Source organism: Pseudomonas uvaldensis (genome assembly GCF_021271205.1).
GTDB classification, from domain to species: Bacteria; Pseudomonadota; Gammaproteobacteria; order Pseudomonadales; family Pseudomonadaceae; genus Aquipseudomonas; species Aquipseudomonas uvaldensis.
The window spans coordinates 17,375-34,378 of sequence record NZ_JAIWKS010000019.1; the positions used below are offsets into that span (position 1 = coordinate 17,375).

Consider the following 17,004-nt stretch of genomic DNA (forward strand, 5'->3'; position numbering starts at 1 on the left):
AATGGAGTCACGCGATGGCTCACGCCGGTTGCCAGACGTCGCCCCTGGCGGTCATCTCGCCCATGGCCACGACGATCAACCGTGGCTCTTCGTACGGATCCCGTGCATGGGCTGCCAACATGTTGTCGAGCATCACGACATCGCCCTTGCGCCAGGCGAAACGGACGGCGCAGGCCTCGTAGATGTCGCCGACCAACGCCATGACGTCGTCCTCGATGGGCGTGCCATCGCCATAACTGACCATGCGCGGCAGCCGGTCGGCGCCGAACATGTCGAGCAGGTCCTCGCGCATCTCTTCGCCAAGGCAGAACGGATGGTGCAGCTGTACCTGGTTGAAAAACGCCGGTTCGCCGGTCACGGGATGACGGATCACCGCCGGACAGAGGGTACGGACCTGGAGCGTGTCGTGGTCGAGCCATTCGAAATCGGTGCCCTGCTCCCGGCAACGCTGTTCGACGGCTGCGCGGTCAGTGGTGCCGAAGAACGACTCCCAGCTCGGCTCGACCCCGGCCGTGAACGTGCGGCTGTACATCAGCCCTTTTTGTTCGAAGCGTGCCACCACCTCGGCCGGCAAACGCTGCAGCACCTGTCGAATGTCAGCCAGTGGCGTGGCGCCCCCCACCCGCGAAGGCTGCTCGCAGTAAAACCACTGCTTGCGCGGCCAGCTTTCCAGGTGCGAGCTCTCGTTGTGGTACAGGATCATTTCCCGTTCGGGATAAGGCGTGGAGCGATAGACGTTGCGTCCGCCCTCCTTCTTCGGCAAGTCACCGTAGCTGCCATGCAGTCCCGGCGACAGCGCCTCGGCGAACGCTTCGAAGGCGGGTACCGAGGCGAGGTCGAAACCGCGAAACAGCACCGCACCATGACGACACAGTAACGCCTCGATGGCCTCGCGATGACGACCGGCCCACGCCGACGGATCCAGCCCGGGGTCGACAGGTTCGATGACCACCGGCAGATTCGATCCGTCGGCAAGCAGCGACAGCCTGACCGCCCCGTCGAAGTCCGCATCGAGCAACGATTCGTCGCTCGTGGTGGACGCAGTGTTTGTGTGAAGACTCATGAATGACTCCTGAACCACGGACCCCTCGGATCCACGTCGTATGGGGCAAAACCTATACGCCCCGCTGTCGGGCAAGGATAAAAACATTGATCCGGCGGGATGTCTGGCACCGCAAACCGGGACAGACCCGACGCACCTTGGCGCTGCGTTCCGCCCAAAGCGATTTGTCCCCATTTCCCGCGACAGACGCCGGCACGGACTCGGTGCTGAAATGCGGCAGCTGCGAATCGCACAGGCGCATCAAACGATCCCGTGGGCCGCAGTGACGTCTCGAGTGCAACGGTTTTCGCAAACGCGCAAATACGCTGCACCTGGCAATTAACAGGAGCGTTAGTCATGCCGATTAAGAACACTGGCGGATCGGTCTACCCCGCGCCAGCCCCCCTCACGCCCGGTGCATTCCTGCATGAAATCTTCACCGCCCGGGCCCGTGAGTTTCCCGAGCGAACGGCGGTTTCAGACGCCACGCGTTCGTTGAGTTATGCGCAACTCGATGCGGCTTCGTCGCAGTTGGCCGCCCGTCTTCGCCAGGAAGGCGTCAAGGACGGCATGCTGGTCGGGATGTGCCTGGCGCGCAGCGTCGATCTGGTCATCAGCCTGCTGGGCATCCTCAAGGCCGGCGGCGCCTACGTCCCGGTCGATCCCCAGTACCCCGGCAAGCGCGTCGAACACATCGTGCGCGACAGCGGCATGAGCCTGCTGATCGGTGAGCTCGCCGACCTGCCCCGGTCTCCGTCCCTGCGTGTCCTGTCGCTCGCCGACCTGCTGGCCGGCCCGACCCTGGAACCTTTGAGCGACGTGGACCGCCGCAACCCCGACAGCTCGGTGGCCTACGTGATCTATACCTCCGGCTCCACCGGTGAACCCAAGGGTGTACTGGTGGCCCACGGCAACGTCAGCCGCCTGCTGGAAAGCACCCAACGTGAATACGCTTTCAACGAGCAGGACGTCTGGTCGATGTTCCACTCCATCGGCTTCGACTTCTCGGTGTGGGAAATCTGGGGCGCCCTGGCCCATGGCGGTCACGTTGCCGTGGTGCCTTACGACGTGTCCCGTTCGCCAGCGGCCATGCGCCAATGGCTCGTCGACCAGGGCGTAACCGTCCTGAGCCAGACCCCTTCGGCCTTCCGTGGCCTCGACGAAGCCGACCGTCAGCCCGGCGCACCGTTGGCGCTACGCTACGTGGTGTTCGGCGGCGAGGCGCTGCCGGCCACGGTGTTGCGTCCCTGGGTGGAACGTCATGGCGACCAGAAGCCTGCGCTGATCAACATGTACGGCATCACCGAGGCCACCGTCCACACCACGTTCAAGCGCGTGCTGGGCCAGGACCTCGAAAGCGCCGCCATGGTGTCCATCGGTGCGCCCCTGGATGGCTGGCACCTGAACCTGCTCGACGCCGACCGGCAACCCGTGCCCCAGGGCACCGCCGGGGAGCTGTACATCGAAGGCGCCGGTGTCGCACTGGGCTACCTGAACCGTCCGGCCTTGAACGCCGAGCGTTTCGTGCAATTGCCTGATCGTCCAGGTCGCGCCTATCGCACCGGAGACCTGGTGGTATTGGGCGATGATGGTGAATACCGTTACGCTGGCCGTTGCGATGAGCAACTGAAGATCCGCGGTTTCCGCATCGAGCCGGGCGAAGTCGAAGCCTGCCTGCAAACCAGCCCGGCCGTGGCAGCCGCCCACGTCGCCGGTCATGATTACGGTAATGGCGACTGGCGCCTGGTCACCTATGTGGTGCCAACCCAGGGCGTACAGGCCTGGACCGAACAGACCCGCAGCGAAGTCGCCGCCCTGGTGGCCGCCAGCCTGCCGGACTATATGCGCCCCTCGGCCTACATTCCCCTGGCGCAACTGCCGGTGACCGCCCACGGCAAGATCGACAAGCAACGCCTGCCCTCCCCCGACTCGGTCGCCGCCACCGTGCAGCACGCAGACGAAGCGGGCCTCACCGAACAGGAGCAGTTCGTGCTCAAGGTCTGGTCCCAGGACCTTGGCCTGAAGAACATCGGCTTGAACGATGACTTCTTCGACTTCGGCGGTACCTCCCTGGCCCTGATCCGCTCCCTGAGCACCTTCAAGGCCCACTACCAGGTCAACCTGGACCCGGGTGTGCTGGCTAACGGCGCGACCGCCAAGGTGTTGGCCGATTGCATCCAGCGCTCCCTTGTCCAAGCCCATTGACTGAAAAGGAAAAGCCCATGAGCAAGAAATTCGCCCTGACCCCCGAAGAACGCGCGTCCTTCGAGAAGAACGGTTTTATCGGACCTTTCGACGCCTATTCGCCAGAAGAAATGAAGGAAGCCTGGAAACGTACCCGCCTGCGCCTGCTCGACCGTAGCGCTGCCGCCTACCAGGATCTGGATGCGATTTCCGCCGGCACCAACATCGCCAACTACGATCGCCACCTGGATGACGATTTCCTCGCCAGCCACATCTGCCGTCCTGAAATCTGCGACCGCGTCGAAAGCATCCTCGGCCCGGATGTGCTGTGCTGGCGCACCGAGTTCTTCCCCAAATACCCGGGCGACGAAGGCACCGACTGGCACCAGGCCGATACCTTCGCCAACGCCTCGGGCAAGCCGCAGATCCTCTGGCCGGAGAACGAGGATTTCGGCGGTACCATTACCGTCTGGACCGCCTTTACCGACGCCAACATCGCCAATGGCTGCCTGCAATTCATCCCCGGCACCCAGAACAGCATGAACTACGATGAAACCAAGCGCATGGCCTACGATCCCGATGCCAACAACAGTTCGGTGGTCAAGGATGGGGTACGCCGCGGGTTCTTCGGCTACGACTATCGCCAGCTGCAGATCGACGAGAACTTCAAGCCCGACGAATCCGCCGCCGTGCCCATGCAGATGAAGGCCGGCCAGTTCATCATTTTCTGGTCGACACTGATGCACGCCTCCTACCCCCATAGCGGTGAGACCCAGGACATGCGCATGGGCTTTGCGTCCCGTTACGTTCCGTCCTTCGTGAAGATCTACCCGGACTCCGATCACATCGAGGAGTACGGCGGTCGCATCAGCCTTGAGAAATACGGCGCGGTCCAGGTGATCGGCGACCAGACCCCGTCCTACAACCGCCTGGTCACCCACACCACCCGAGGCAAGAAATTCGAAGCGGTCTGATTTTTTCAGTGCCATACGACAGTTGGCATGAGCAACGTGCCTGACAGGAGTCCCCCAATCCATGACTATTTCCACCGACGCAGCCACGCGCCTGTGCGAGACCGTGAGGATGCTTAGGCACCTTGCCATCCATCTGCCCGATCCCATTTGCCTGAGCTTCCTCGCTCGGGCAAATGAACCGTCACCTGACCAGGCCTCACCCAGCGTGAGAGCCACGGAACGGGCGGTCAGCGCCGCCTTCGCACGCATCGGCGTCAAAGCCGTGCAATACGTGCATGATGGCGAGGCGCAGCTGTCGTCCTTCGAGATGTTTATCAGCAAGAAAATCTGCCAGGCGCTGGATTATTCCTACGACCACTTCGACGAGTTCGACAGTGTCAGGGACTTCGGGCGCCTGGTCAGACACTTCGATTTCAGTGGTGCGGTGCCAGAGGTTGAAACCGTGCACCTCATCACCCGAGACAACGTCGCGTTGTCGGTCCATGCCAGTATCGACCGGCAGCGCCCGGCCATTGTCCTGGCCCTGCCCTGCGGCATGCCTTTCGATCTGTGCCGCGACTGGTTCAATGCACTGAGCGAGCGGTTCTTCGTGGTCACCTGGGAAACCCGGGGGCTGTTCGGGTCTTGCACCTCGTTCGATCAACTGTCGGTGGACACCGACGCTCAGGTCGGCGACCTGATCAACGTGATGAACCACTTCGGACTGTCCAGCGCGCACCTGATGGGTATCTGCGGCGGCGCGGTGATCGCGTTGAGCGCCGCCGCCATCCACCCCGAGCGGGTGAGTTCCCTGAGCCTGTGGCACGGCGATTACAACCTGGGCGACAACAGCCTGCGCACCGCTCACCAGCAGAACTTCGAATGGCTGATGGAGTCGGCCGCTGTCGACCGCAACGAGGCCAGCGACCTGCAAGCGTTGTTCCTGGACCAGGCGACACTGGCGACCATCCCGGACTCGATTGCCCATGCAGCGCTCTACCCCTACGTCAACGAGGAGCTGTTCTACCGTTATGCGCGGCTCAACGATGCGTTGAACAAGACCGAGCTGCAATCCAAGCTGGAACGCATTACCGTACCGACGCTGGTGGTGGCCGGTGATGCCGATGAAACCACCCACATCGGTGGTTCCCAGCGCATCGCCGAGTCCATCAGCGCCGCCCTGCTGCATGTGGAAAGCAATGGCAGTCACCTGGCATTTTTCGAATCGACCCACCGTTCGAAACAGACCGCGTTCCAATTCCTTGAGTCGACGCTGGAGTCAGTGGCTGTCTGAGGCTGGGGCTTGAAACCTGGGGTGTCGACCCTTGAAGTCGGCACTCCATCTCGCTCAAGGTGGGCTGATCAAGCTTCGACTCTTGCCATCGACACGACGCAATGGCAGCGCCTGGTAATCCAATCCATCGATACAGCACGCATTGACGCTGAGAACCTCAGGATTACTGCGACGTCGATGGTAGACATAGATACCGCACGTACCGCAAAAGTAATGCTGGGCCACGCCGCTGTTCCAGCGATACAGACGTAATGCGTCCTGACCACGGGTAATGCAAAAATGCTCCCGTGGCACCGTAGCCATCAACGCATTGCGCTTGCTGCACAGCGAACAGTCGCAACTGATCAGCTCTTCAAGTTCGGCCTCAAAAGCGAAGCCAACCGCTCCACAGTGACAGGCGCCCGTGTAGTTCATCGTGGGTATGTCTCCATTGTCGTGAGTTCGCCGTCTCATCGTAGTGGATTGTCCACCGCGCTATTCTCACCTGAGCATGATGACCAGCTTAACGCTTACTCCCACAACCGGGCCCTGGGGAACGAACGCCCGCGTGCGGGTAGTTCCCGCCCCTGATGCCACCACTGGGCATCAGGCAGATGTGTCGATGCTGGATCAGTTCGTGCAGCCATTCCCCATAACGTGATACTCCATGATGTGCCGGTCGCCCTTGGAATCATCATAAGTCATCTGTATCGGCACTACAGCGCAGACATCGGGTATCTGTGTAATCGCCACAACGTGGGCGATATCCAGGTTCTGAGAATACCGATAGGGCTCGACTGTAATCCGTGCGGTCTTAGTCGCCTGCTCATCGGCCATAGCGACAGAACCAAAGCAGCCCAGGAATAAAACGAGTAACAGTTTCATAGCAATCACCTTATCGTGGACGTGAAAGAGCCAAAGCACGTAAGCGGTGCTCAGCCGTAATAAAAGTCGGGGATAGCCCGGGCGCCGTCAGACGCCGGGCTGAGTTACATCAGAAAGGCTTGGTAGGCAGATATTTGCCATCCAGGGTGATGACGGCGCGGTGACCGCCCTCCGGATCTTCGACTTTCTTGATGTCCAGTTTGAAGTTGATAGCGCTGATGATGCCGTCGCCGAACTTTTCGTGAACCAGCGCTTTGAGGGTGGTGCCGTATACCGACATCATCTCGTAGAAACGGTAGATGGTAGGGTCGGACGGTACGCCGTCAAAAAAGCTGCCGCGAATTGGCATCGTTTGCAGCAAAGCGATTTGGTCAGCATCAAGGTCGAGCTTCCTGCCCACGACATTTGCGGCGTCAGATGGCAATGGGTGCTGGCCAAGCAGGGCTGCTGTCACGAAAGCTTCGGACAGGCCGGTGCCTTCAACAATCTCGGCGAATGAGAGGTCTTTGCGAGCCTTGGCCAAAATGATGGTCTCGGTCAGTTCCTGGCGAGCGGTGCGGGTAGCTTGGGTCTGGATCACGATGAATCTCCTGGTCAGGTAAAAATGCAGGCAAAGGTTTCAGGCGACGTGCCTGGGTTGTTGGGAAACAGCGTAAACATGGGGGTTCTCTGCGAGGGACACGAAGGCCCCGGTGCTGCCATCGAAGGCGTCGATACGCCCGCTTCCGATGTCATAGATCCAGCCATGCAGGGTCACTCGGCCCTCTTCAAGAGCCAGGCGAACGGATGGGTGTGTCTGGATATTGGTCAGTTGCGCGATGACGTTTTCGCGCACCATGGAAGCGACTTTGGTTGGCTGATCCGGGTGTTTGCGAGCTTCGTTAACAACCTTGGCGGAGTCCGCGTACCGCAACCAGCCGGCCACGGCGGGCATGTGGTCCAGGCACTTGCAGGTGGCGATGGCGGTCATCGCGCCGCAATCGGAGTGGCCGCAAATCACTATGTCCGCGACGCCGAGTCCGGCGACCGCATATTCGACGGAGGCCGAAACCCCGCCCGGCTCCGGGCCATAGGAAGGCACGATATTGCCGGCGTTGCGGATGACAAACAGATCGCCAGGCTCGCGCTGGGTGACCAGCTCAGGTACCAGTCGGCTGTCAGAACAAGAGATGAACAGTGCTTTTGGGCTCTGCTGGTTGGCCAGGTCCTTGAACAGTTTGACCCGCTCAGGGAAGGCGTTTTGTTGGAATTTCAGAAAACCGTCGATGATCGCTTTCATGGTTGCTGTCTCAGTGTCGCTGGGTGTGAGACAAAGATTAAGCAACGCATTACATAAGGTAAAAGTCTCATTTATTATGCTGTAGATCAGATTACCTTATGAATTAAGCCATGCTCGCTCGACACATTCAGTATTTCCTTGCGGTCGCGGAACACCTCAGCTTCACGAAGGCGGCTGCGGCGCTGCACGTATCTCAGCCAGCCCTTTCGCAGCAGGTAAAACAGCTGGAAGAGAGCCTTGGAGCCCAGTTGTTCGACCGCTCAGGACGCACAACGCGTTTGACTGATGCCGGAGATGTCTATCTTCTCTATGCGCGTCGTGCCTATCAGCAATTACGGGAAGCCAAAAGCGCCATCCATGACGTGAGCGACCTCAGCCGTGGCTCATTACGCGTAGCCGTGACACCGACGTTCACGACCTATCTGGTTGGGCCGCTGATCGAGGCATTCCACAGCCGGTACCCCAAAATCACCCTCAACCTGAAAGAGATCTCCCAGGAGCGCATCGAGGAGCTGCTTTTGGCAGGCGAACTGGACTTGGGGATCGCGTTCGATGAAATAAATACGCCGGATATCGAGGCCGTCCCCTTGCTGAAAGAAACCCTGGCTTTAGTGGTGAACCGCAAGCACCGCCTGGCCGAGGAACGTTCCATTGGATTGCAGGACCTGAGTGCCGAGTCTCTGGTCCTGCTCAGTACAGAGTTTGCCACTCGCGAACAAATCGACCGCTACTGCCGCATACACGAGATTCGCCCCCAAGTGCTGATGGAGGCCAATGCGCTCGGCGCAGTGATCGAAATCGTTCGTCGGACGAATCTGTCGACGTTATTGCCTGCCAAAATCGCGTTGGCCCATGATGATCTGGTGGCAATTACCCTGGAGCCAGAACGCTTGCAGCGAACCGCCGTTCTAATGCGGCGAAAGGACGCCTTTCTGAGCGCGGCGGTGCGGGTTTTCATTGAGCTGGCTAAGGAAGTCTCCAGCGATCTTGATGAGTGAGGCTGTGCGCGACTTCGCTGAGGATTGCGCGCCCAAGCACCCAACGCCCCCAAACAGCAAGATCGTTCAATACGGCAGCCGCACAATCCAAGATGCTGAAATCCCGTTCATCATCGATGTGCACCGCTCATGGATTCCACCCTTTCACCTTATCAAGCCTTCTGCAAAGGCTCGATGGCTGTGATTCCATTGTCCCTGGCCTGTGCGCCCTGGGGCTTGCTGGTTGGCTCATTGGCGATCGATGCCCAGATGACGCCTCTGGAAAGCCAAGGCTTCTCGGCCATCGTTTTCGCCGGTGCCGCCCAGCTCGTCGCCATTGGCATGATCAAGACAGGGGCCAGCCTGTCCTCGATTCTTGTGACGACCCTTCTTTTGACGTCGCAGCACCTGCTTTACGGTTTGCACATGCGCGCCACCCTGTCCTCGCTGTCTTCGCGATGGAGAATAGGCCTCGGCTTTCTTCTGACCGACGAGTTTTTCGCACTGAACAGCCAGTATGATCAAAAGACGTTCAGCCGTTGGTTTGCGCTGGGGGTCGGCCTCAGCTTTTACCTGGCGTGGAATCTGTTCACCCTGGCAGGGATCCTGTTGGGCAAGCGCATTCCGAACCTTGAGTCGCTCGGGTTGGAGTTTTCCATCGCTGCAACCTTCATCGCGTTGGTCACCCCTGCGGTGAAATCGGTCCCGACGACAGTGTGCGTGCTCGTATCCCTTACCTGCTCGGTGCTGCTCAGTTATTGGCATTGGGAGTCTGCGCTGGTGGTGTCGGGGTTGGCTGGCATGACGGCGGGTTTCGTCTGCAAGCGGTTACTGGAGGGGCGCTCATGATCCTCGCCGTTATCGCTGGGATGGGGGTGATTGTCTTCCTCAACCGCTACCTGTTTCTGGAGCCACGCTTACCGTTTAGACTGGGCCATGGCATCCGGGATTTCCTTTCCTTCGCGGTGCCAGGGATGCTGACGGCGATCTGCGGGCCCATCATCTTCCTGCCAGGCCATACGCTGAGCCTGAGCGTCTTGAACCCGTATTTGCTGGGTGGGCTCTGCACCATGGTTCTCATGCTCTGGACGGGACGGGTACTGACGAGCGTCCTGATCAGCATGGGCTGTTTCTACCTGTTCAGGTCAATGCTCTGAGGTGAACCGTGGCCAGCAAGATTGAAAACACGCGTTTCTGGCAAGCCTCAAGCCTGGGCGGCGTGGAGTTGCTGCACGCTCAATACTACCAGCAACGCTTCACCCCTCACGTTCACGACAGTTTTGTCATCTCGGTCATCGAGTCGGGGGCGCAGCGGTTTCGGCATCGAGGCAGTGAACACGTTGCCCCCATCGGTTCCGTGGTCCTGATCAATCCGGACGAGCTGCATACCGGTGCCACCGCCCACCATGAGGGATGGCGCTACCGAGGTTTTTACCCCACCTTGACGCAGCTTGCCGAGGTCATGGCTGAGCTGGAGATACGCTTCAACGGCTCCCCCCGCTTTATCAGCAGCGTCGTGACCGACTCACAAGTGGCGCGTGCGTTCAGTAACGTTCATTCGTTTGCAGAACATGAGGCCTCGGCATTGCTGCAGCAAACCGCCTGGAGGGAAGCCGCGCTGATGCTGTTCCAGCGGCATGCCGGGATCGGTCCGGTCGCTACGCCCGGGAAGGAGCCTGTAGCGGTGCGCAGAGCCAGGGAAATACTGCTTGAGCGCCTGGCGTTTCCCCCTTCGCTTGAGGAGCTTGCCTCTGGCGTCGGTCTGTCTCCTTTTCACTTTGCCCGGGTGTTTCGCAAAGCGACCGGCCTGCCTCCCCATAGCTGGGTCACGCAAAAGCGCCTGGCGTGTGCACAAGTGTTGTTGAAGCAAGGCATTGCGCCATCAAGGGTTGCCGCGGAACTCGGCTTTGCTGATCAAAGCCATCTCACCAGGCAGTTCAAACAGGCTTTTGGCATAGGACCGGGTGCTTACCGGTCTGCCATGATGAGGTAATGCAGGGACGACGTTCCCATTTCAACGGAAAGCCTGCTCGCGATGACGTCGGCTGACACCCACCTTCCACGAGCAGACTTGCACCCGCCCAACCAGGTGGGCCCTCATGCCGCCATGTGCTTCTCGCGATAGAACTCAAGATAAAGCACGGTACGGTGAGCCCGGGAAGCATTGACGGCAAAGTGGTCGAGAGAGCCGTCGAAGATCACCAGGTTGCCGTTGGTGCTCTGGTTGAAGCTGCCATTGACATTGAGATAGGCGTAGTTCTGGGTGGTCGGCGCATCGATGGTCAGTTGCATGTGCAACAGGCCTTCTTCCCAGGTGCCGGTATGGGAGTGGGTACCGAGGAAGACGTTGGGCTCCATCCGCAGCAAGGCGCAGAGCTTGATCCCGGGGATCTTGCTCAACAGATCGATGGTCCCGGGCATGGCGGCGCGGGCGTAGGGAATCGGCGTGTCATAGGCGACCAGGCCATATTGAGTCCACTCCGGCATGACGTCCATGTCATCCCCCCAGCCCCAGAGCCAGCCATATTCGCCGCCGGCCTCCATGTGCGCGGTGACTTCATCGACGATTTCGGTGATCGACTTGCCCACGCGGTTGATGGTCAGGGTCGGTGCGTCGAGGGCCAGGAATTCTTCACGGATCACCTCCCAGTTATCGGCAAGGTTCTTCAGGTGCGGAAAACGGCTGGAATCATAAAACGACGGGCGCATAGATGCTCCTTTTCTAGGTGGGGGTTGTGGATTCCGATGAGGTGGCGATACCGTCCTGTCCGTCCGGAAACGGGCGGCAGAAGCGTCTGCAAAGGTTGACCCACCGGGCCTGGCCTGTCTGTCACGGGAATCCGGTACAGCACGCCAGGCCAGGCATTACAGGGGCTCGACCTGGGGGTTGGCGGCCACTGAGACGACGGTCCCGTGGGTCGGCGATTCGTCCAGGCGCCGCATCGGCCCGTAGAGCAGGACACTCAAGGGCAGCAGCGCGAACAACGCGCCGGCTACCACGAATAGCAGGCCGACGCCACGCCCCGGCCCTACGCCGAGCCAACGTCCGATCGAATCGGCATACAGGCCACCCGGCATCAGCGCCGGCTGGAACCAATGGTCAACCAGGAAGCCACCGACGATGACAGACAGGCTGGTACCCGCGATGGTCAACATGCTGATCAAGGCAAAGACACTGGCGCGGCTGCCAGCGGGAATCCGACGCATCCACAGCGAGTTCACGCTGGCATCGGCGATGCTCGCCATGGTGATCGCGATGAAAGCCAGAGCACAGTAGGCAACAGCGTGCGAGACCACGCCCAAGGCGATGACGCACCCGGCCAGGAGCAGATCGGCCCCCGCCACCAGCGCCATCAATCGCCTGGGATTGCCCATGGAAATCAGCAACCCCGCCCCGGCCAGGCCACCCAGGGCGGCCCAGGTATAGGCCATCCCCAGGGTCTGGCTGCCCAAGGTCGACAGCAGCAATGGCGTCATCATCAAGGTCGCCAGGGCCAACACCGCGCCGCGCATCATGGTGTACACCAACAGCCCGGCCATCAGCCGCTCGGCGGCGAAGAACCTCAGTGCTGCGGCGATATTGCCCAGGGCGCCTCCAAACACACTGCCTTTGGCGGCGCTGTCGTGATGGACCGAAGCCACCCGCGCGTGGGAGAACGCCTTGATGACCAGCAACGTGCCGGAGCAGAACGTCAGCAGGTCCACCGCCAGGATCGTCACCAGCCCCGCCTTCGCCATGATCGCCCCCGCCAGCAGCGGCGCCACCAGGGCCGAGGCGTTCTTGCTGATGCTGACCAGGCCGGAGGCCCGGGTGAATTTGTCGGGAGCGACGATCGTGCTCACGGCAGCCTGGTACGCCGGCTTGCGGAAGGCCCCGACGATCGAGGCCAGGCAGTTGAAGACATACAGATGCAAAGGCTCCAGGCGCTCGTACCACAGCAACGCCATGACCCCCAGCAGCAACACGGCCAGGCTCACGTCGCAGCAGACAATGATGACCCGGTGGCTGATCCGGTCGGCCAGCCCTCCCGCCAGCGGCAGGAACAACACCGCCGGCAACGTCGCCGCCAGCACCACGTTGGCGAACGCCACCGCCGAGCCGGTGTGGGTATACACCCACACACCCAACGCGAACTCCATCAGTGCCGTGCCTACTACGGCCAACGACTCGCCGCACCAGAGGAAATAAAACCCCCGCCCCAGATCGAATCCCCGACGGCCACCCACCAGGCTCATGTGCGCACGTCGCGCGGCGTGGCGACACCGATCAGCTTGCTCATCAGCCGATAGGCGAGGGAATACACCACCGCACCGAAGACCAGGGGCGCGTATCGGGAGAACAGATAGGTGCGCAACACCCGCCGAGCGATGGGCGAGCTGATGTCGCCACTGACGTGCAGGGGCGTCGGGAACGTCGCCGCGACCGTGGCGCCGAACGCGTCGTCCATCGACTGCACCGCATGCCACCAGTAGACCGGGATGTACAGCGCATCGCCCGGCTCCACCACCGTGCGCAGGGCATGCAGATCGCGCGTACCGGGAAACCGCCCGGTGTCGATGTCATACAGGTAGCCCGCCTCTTCGATCACCGGCCGCAGCGCCCGCCAACTGGTCTCGTCCGGCGGCAGCAGCAAGACCTCCTTGGCCCCCACCACCTGAGCCATGAACGTCTCGTCGGTCACGTGAAAGTGCCAATCGGTGTAGGAGTTGCGGTACAGGAAACTGCGATGGGACGGATAGGCCCGGGACTTGCCCAACTGCGGCATGAACGGCAAGCCGCCCACGTCCTCTTTCATCGGCTCGATGGCCGAGCCCTCGGAGAAGCGACAGCTGTCGGCCACCAGCGGCCCATCGCCTTCGCACAGGTTGTCGAGAAATTCGTGGAACGGCATTTCCCGATAGACCGTATTGGCGTACTCGGTCAGCTCGGCCTTGACCTTTGGATTGGACCAGCCAATGACCTCGGAGACGATTTGCGAACGGACCACCACCGCCTGGTTGCGCGAGTGAGCCTTGAGGTAGTCCAGGCGATTCCACTTGTGAAACGCCGGCCAGTGCCGCACCGCATTCTTGATCAGGCAGGGGCGGTTGCGATTGACGTAGCGGCGGGTGAAATCCTCCTTGGAAATCACCAGCGCATCGATCACTTCGACCGCGCCCGCATGGGGATGATTGGGAAAACGGGACAGGCTCCAGAACTTGGATACCGGGCGATCCGATTCGGCGATCAATGGCATTTCAGACCCTCGCAAGCACACTCAGGGTCGTTGGTATAACAGAGTCGCATGACCACGCCCAAGCGCCGCAAAGCCCGGTTTCCCGCCGTTGTCCCTGCTTCCCATGACAGACACCGCGCAACGGATCCTCTAATTTTTTCCCACCTTGTGAAGGGATATCAGGCGCGGTCGGAAGGCAATGCGACCCATCGAAAGGCCACGACACGCCCCGCGACGACGCCATCGCACCAGGCCCCTGTCCACCCGCCCCGATGTCCCTGCCCACAACTATTTGCATCCCGCCGATTGGCAGTCGCCCAGGCCTCCATGCACCGCCATTCGAACGGAGACAAACCTCAATTGATTCTGCCTGCAGGTGCTCCGAAATGGATTCGTCGACCCAAATGTTGCCCACGCAAGACTGCGCCACCCACGAACTGGCCTCTGTCCAGCAGGGCATCTGGCTCGACCAGATCGCGCACCCGGACCTGCCCTACTACAACATCGGCATGTCCCTGGAAATCAAGGGCGAGATCGACATCCCGCTGTTCGAGAAAGCCATCGAGCTGGTTGCCAACAACCACGACGCACTGCGTCTGAGCTTCAGCCATGAGGGAGGCATGGGTCGCCAACGGGTCTTGCCCGAAGTCAAGGTCAAGCTGGAGGTGGTGGAATTCACCGAGGCCGAAGCCGACGCTGGCCTGGCCATGGAGTACCTGCGCAACGCCTTCCGCCAGCCGTTCGAGTCGTTGACCGGTCAACTCTGGGAAGCACGCATGGTGCGCTGCGGCCCGAACCGTCATTACTGGCTGAACCGTTACCATCACCTGGTGGCCGATGGCATCAGCGTGGCACTCATCGGTCACGCTGTGGGAGCCGCCTACAATGGCTTGCTGGCAGGTCACGAGGAAGTGCCGGAAGGTCACTCCTATCTCTCGTTCCTGGAGGACGACCGGGCCTATCTGCAATCGTCCCGCTATGAGCGTGATCGCGAGTTCTGGCAGGAAACCTACGCACAACTGCCGCCTTCGCTGCTGCAACGCCGGGCCGACTTCAAAACCGGCCAGGCCAATGAGCTGGCCCCCAGTGCCCAGGTCCAGGCGATGCTGCCCCGGGCGCTGTACAACGCCCTGACCCAGTTCGCCAGCGAGCGCAGCCTGTCGGTGGCCCATGTGCTGATCAGCGTCGTCGCCACCTATTTCTGCCGCACCGTGGGCGTCGATGAAATGGTCATCGGCATGCCCGTGCACAACCGCACCAACGCTCGCACCAAGGAAACCGCAGGGATGTTTTCCTCGGTCAGCCCGATTCGCCTGCCCGTCGACACGGATGCTTCGCTGCTGGACTTGATGAACACCGCCGGTAGTCAATTGCGTCGCTGCTACCGCCACCAGCGGTTCCCGATTGCCGAACTCAATCGCTTGCTGCGCCTGGCACAGACCGGCCGCCGGCAGCTCTTCGATGTTTCGCTGTCGTTCGAAAGCCTGGACGGGGACGATCAGTTCGGTGGCACCTCGTCCACGGTGATCACCATGGACAACGGCTACGAACAGACGCCCATGGCGATCTTCGTGCGTGACTACCATCCTTTCGAAGACGTGCACCTGGACTTCAACTTCAACACCGCCTATTTCAGCCTGGAAGAAGCCCGGTACCTGCAAGATCGCATTGTCTCGATGCTCGAAGCGGTACTGGAGCATCATGACACCCCGGTGGGACGCTTCCCGCTCATGAGCCAGGCCGAGCGGCGCCACCTGCAAGTCGACTTCAACGCCACGACCCGCGACTACCCCCGCAATGTGCTGATCCATGAACTGTTCGAGCAGCAGGCCGAACAGCGCCCGGAAGCCTGCGCGGTGCGCGGCGACGGCGGGCCGTTGCTCAATTACGGCCAGCTCAACCGCCAGGCCAACCAGTTGGCCCATCGCCTGATCGAACTCGGCGTGAAGCCGGATGACCGGGTGGCCGTGTGCCTCAGGCGCGGGGCGGACATGGTGGTTGCCCTGCTGGGCATCCTCAAGGCCGGTGGCGCCTACGTGCCCATCGACCCGGACCTGCCGAGCGCTCGCCAGGCCTACATGCTCGACGACAGTGCGCCCCGCGCCGTGCTGAGCAGCCAGGCGCTGCGCGAACACCTGCCATCGATGAACGTGCCGGTACTGGCGCTCGACGATGACGAGCGTATCGCTCAACCCGAACACAACCCGGACCCGCAAGTCCTTGGCCTGACGCCGAAACACTTGGCCTATGTGCTCTACACGTCCGGTTCCACCGGCCTGCCCAAAGGGGTGATGAACGAGCACCTGGGCGTGGTCAATCGCCTGCTCTGGGCGCGGGACGAGTATGGCGTCGACACCAGCGACCGGGTCCTGCAGAAAACCCCGTTCGGTTTCGATGTATCGGTCTGGGAGTTTTTCCTGCCGCTGCTGGCCGGTGCCGAACTGGTCATGGCGCGTCCCGGCGGCCACCAGGAACCGGATTACCTGGCGCACGTGATGCGCGAGGCAAGCATTACGATGATGCATTTCGTGCCATCGATGCTCGACCTGTTTCTGGAACACCGCGACAGCCAGGACTTCCCCGCGTTGCGCCGGGTGCTGTGCAGCGGCGAAGCCCTGCCTCGCAGCCTGCAACGTCGCTTCGAAGGTCAACTGGCCGGTGTCGAATTACATAACCTGTACGGGCCGACCGAGGCGGCCATCGACGTGACCGCCTGGCACTGCCGCCCCAGCGATCCCGGTGAAAGCGTGCCCATCGGCAAGCCGATCGCCAACATTCGGATGCACGTGCTCGATGCCCGTGGCGAACCCCAACCACTGGGCATCGCCGGGGAAATCCACATCGGCGGCATCGGCGTGGCCCGAGGCTACCTGAACCAGCCGGAACTGAGCGCCGAACGCTTCATCGCCGACCCGTTCAGCAGTGACCCGAATGCACGCCTGTACAAGACCGGCGACCTGGGCCGCTGGCTGGCCAATGGCGCGCTGGAATACCTGGGCCGCAATGACTTTCAGGTGAAGATCCGCGGCCTGCGCATCGAAATCGGTGAAGTCGAAGCGGCCCTGGCGTTGTGCCCAGGCGTCCGTGAGGTGGTGGTCATCGCCCGCGAGGACAGCCCCGGCCAGCCCGACAGCAAGCGCCTGGTGGCCTATCTCTGCGGCGAGCCGGCCAGTGCCGAACAACTGCGCAGCGCAT

At 61.3% G+C, this 17,004-nt stretch carries 16 protein-coding genes; 8 read left to right on the forward strand and 8 right to left on the reverse strand.

What is annotated here, in order from left to right:
* Positions 1–19: 19 nt before the first annotated feature.
* Positions 20–1,063, reverse strand: coding sequence for a TauD/TfdA family dioxygenase (locus LCU97_RS26100; protein ID WP_232778165.1), 1,044 nt, complete (start codon positions 1,061–1,063; stop codon positions 20–22).
* Positions 1,064–1,399: 336 nt separating this feature from the next.
* Here LCU97_RS26100 and syrB1 point away from each other — a divergent pair, with 336 nt between their 5' ends.
* From syrB1 to syrC, 3 genes are all read left to right on the forward strand, one after another.
* On the forward strand, positions 1,400–3,247 hold the full coding sequence (syrB1, locus tag LCU97_RS26105; protein WP_053156865.1) for a syringomycin E biosynthesis L-threonine--[L-threonyl-carrier protein] ligase SyrB1: 1,848 nt from the start codon (positions 1,400–1,402) through the stop codon (positions 3,245–3,247).
* A gap of 17 nt (positions 3,248–3,264) precedes the next feature.
* Positions 3,265–4,200 carry a syringomycin E biosynthesis L-threonyl-[L-threonyl-carrier protein] 4-chlorinase SyrB2 gene (gene syrB2 / locus LCU97_RS26110; protein WP_053156868.1) on the forward strand — a complete coding sequence of 312 codons (936 nt, stop codon included), beginning with the start codon at positions 3,265–3,267 and terminating at the stop codon, positions 4,198–4,200.
* Between the two features lie 61 nt (positions 4,201–4,261).
* A complete protein-coding gene (syrC, locus tag LCU97_RS26115; protein ID WP_232778166.1) occupies positions 4,262–5,473 on the forward strand; it encodes a syringomycin E biosynthesis aminoacyltransferase SyrC in 1,212 nt (403 codons plus the stop codon).
* Between the two features lie 54 nt (positions 5,474–5,527).
* Here syrC and LCU97_RS26120 read toward each other — a convergent pair whose 3' ends face one another.
* The 4 genes from LCU97_RS26120 to LCU97_RS26135 form a co-directional block, all read right to left on the reverse strand.
* Positions 5,528–5,887, reverse strand: coding sequence for a GFA family protein (locus LCU97_RS26120; protein ID WP_232778167.1), 360 nt, complete (start codon positions 5,885–5,887; stop codon positions 5,528–5,530).
* Between the two features lie 195 nt (positions 5,888–6,082).
* Positions 6,083–6,337: a DUF2790 domain-containing protein gene (locus tag LCU97_RS26125; RefSeq protein ID WP_232778168.1), complete on the reverse strand. Its 255-nt coding sequence runs from the start codon at positions 6,335–6,337 to the stop codon at positions 6,083–6,085.
* Between the two features lie 109 nt (positions 6,338–6,446).
* On the reverse strand, positions 6,447–6,917 hold the full coding sequence (gene cynS, locus LCU97_RS26130; protein WP_232778169.1) for a cyanase: 471 nt from the start codon (positions 6,915–6,917) through the stop codon (positions 6,447–6,449).
* Between the two features lie 39 nt (positions 6,918–6,956).
* Entirely contained in the window at positions 6,957–7,616 is a 660-nt protein-coding gene (locus tag LCU97_RS26135; RefSeq protein WP_232778170.1) for a carbonic anhydrase, read from the reverse strand.
* 110 nt (positions 7,617–7,726) lie between these two features.
* On the opposite strand from LCU97_RS26135, the gene cynR reads away from it, so the two are divergent.
* The 4 genes from cynR (at position 7,727) to LCU97_RS26155 (ending at position 10,586) form a co-directional block, all read left to right on the forward strand.
* Positions 7,727–8,614 carry a transcriptional regulator CynR gene (gene cynR / locus LCU97_RS26140; protein WP_232778171.1) on the forward strand — a complete coding sequence of 296 codons (888 nt, stop codon included), beginning with the start codon at positions 7,727–7,729 and terminating at the stop codon, positions 8,612–8,614.
* A gap of 129 nt (positions 8,615–8,743) precedes the next feature.
* Positions 8,744–9,442, forward strand: coding sequence for an AzlC family ABC transporter permease (locus LCU97_RS26145; protein ID WP_232778172.1), 699 nt, complete (start codon positions 8,744–8,746; stop codon positions 9,440–9,442).
* On the forward strand, positions 9,439–9,750 hold the full coding sequence (locus LCU97_RS26150; protein ID WP_053156894.1) for an AzlD domain-containing protein: 312 nt from the start codon (positions 9,439–9,441) through the stop codon (positions 9,748–9,750). Before LCU97_RS26145 ends, LCU97_RS26150 begins: the two co-directional genes overlap by 4 nt.
* 8 nt (positions 9,751–9,758) lie before the next feature.
* Positions 9,759–10,586, forward strand: a complete 828-nt coding sequence (locus LCU97_RS26155; protein WP_053156897.1) for an AraC family transcriptional regulator — start codon at positions 9,759–9,761, stop codon at positions 10,584–10,586.
* Positions 10,587–10,690: 104 nt separating this feature from the next.
* Here the strand turns inward: LCU97_RS26155 and LCU97_RS26160 are convergent, their stop codons facing one another.
* From LCU97_RS26160 to LCU97_RS26170, 3 genes are all read right to left on the reverse strand, one after another.
* The gene (locus LCU97_RS26160) at positions 10,691–11,302 is read right to left on the reverse strand and encodes an aspartyl/asparaginyl beta-hydroxylase domain-containing protein (RefSeq protein WP_047700989.1); all 612 of its coding nucleotides are present in this window, start codon (positions 11,300–11,302) and stop codon (positions 10,691–10,693) included.
* Between the two features lie 156 nt (positions 11,303–11,458).
* Complete coding sequence (locus LCU97_RS26165) at positions 11,459–12,829, reverse strand: MFS transporter (protein ID WP_232778173.1); 1,371 nt, start codon at positions 12,827–12,829, stop codon at positions 11,459–11,461.
* On the reverse strand, positions 12,826–13,830 hold the full coding sequence (locus LCU97_RS26170; protein ID WP_232778174.1) for a cupin-like domain-containing protein: 1,005 nt from the start codon (positions 13,828–13,830) through the stop codon (positions 12,826–12,828). The genes LCU97_RS26165 and LCU97_RS26170 overlap by 4 nt, the downstream gene beginning before the upstream one ends.
* A gap of 365 nt (positions 13,831–14,195) precedes the next feature.
* On the opposite strand from LCU97_RS26170, the gene LCU97_RS26175 reads away from it, so the two are divergent.
* Positions 14,196–17,004: non-ribosomal peptide synthetase (locus tag LCU97_RS26175; protein WP_232778175.1), on the forward strand; the 2,809-nt coding region annotated here is incomplete at its 3' end.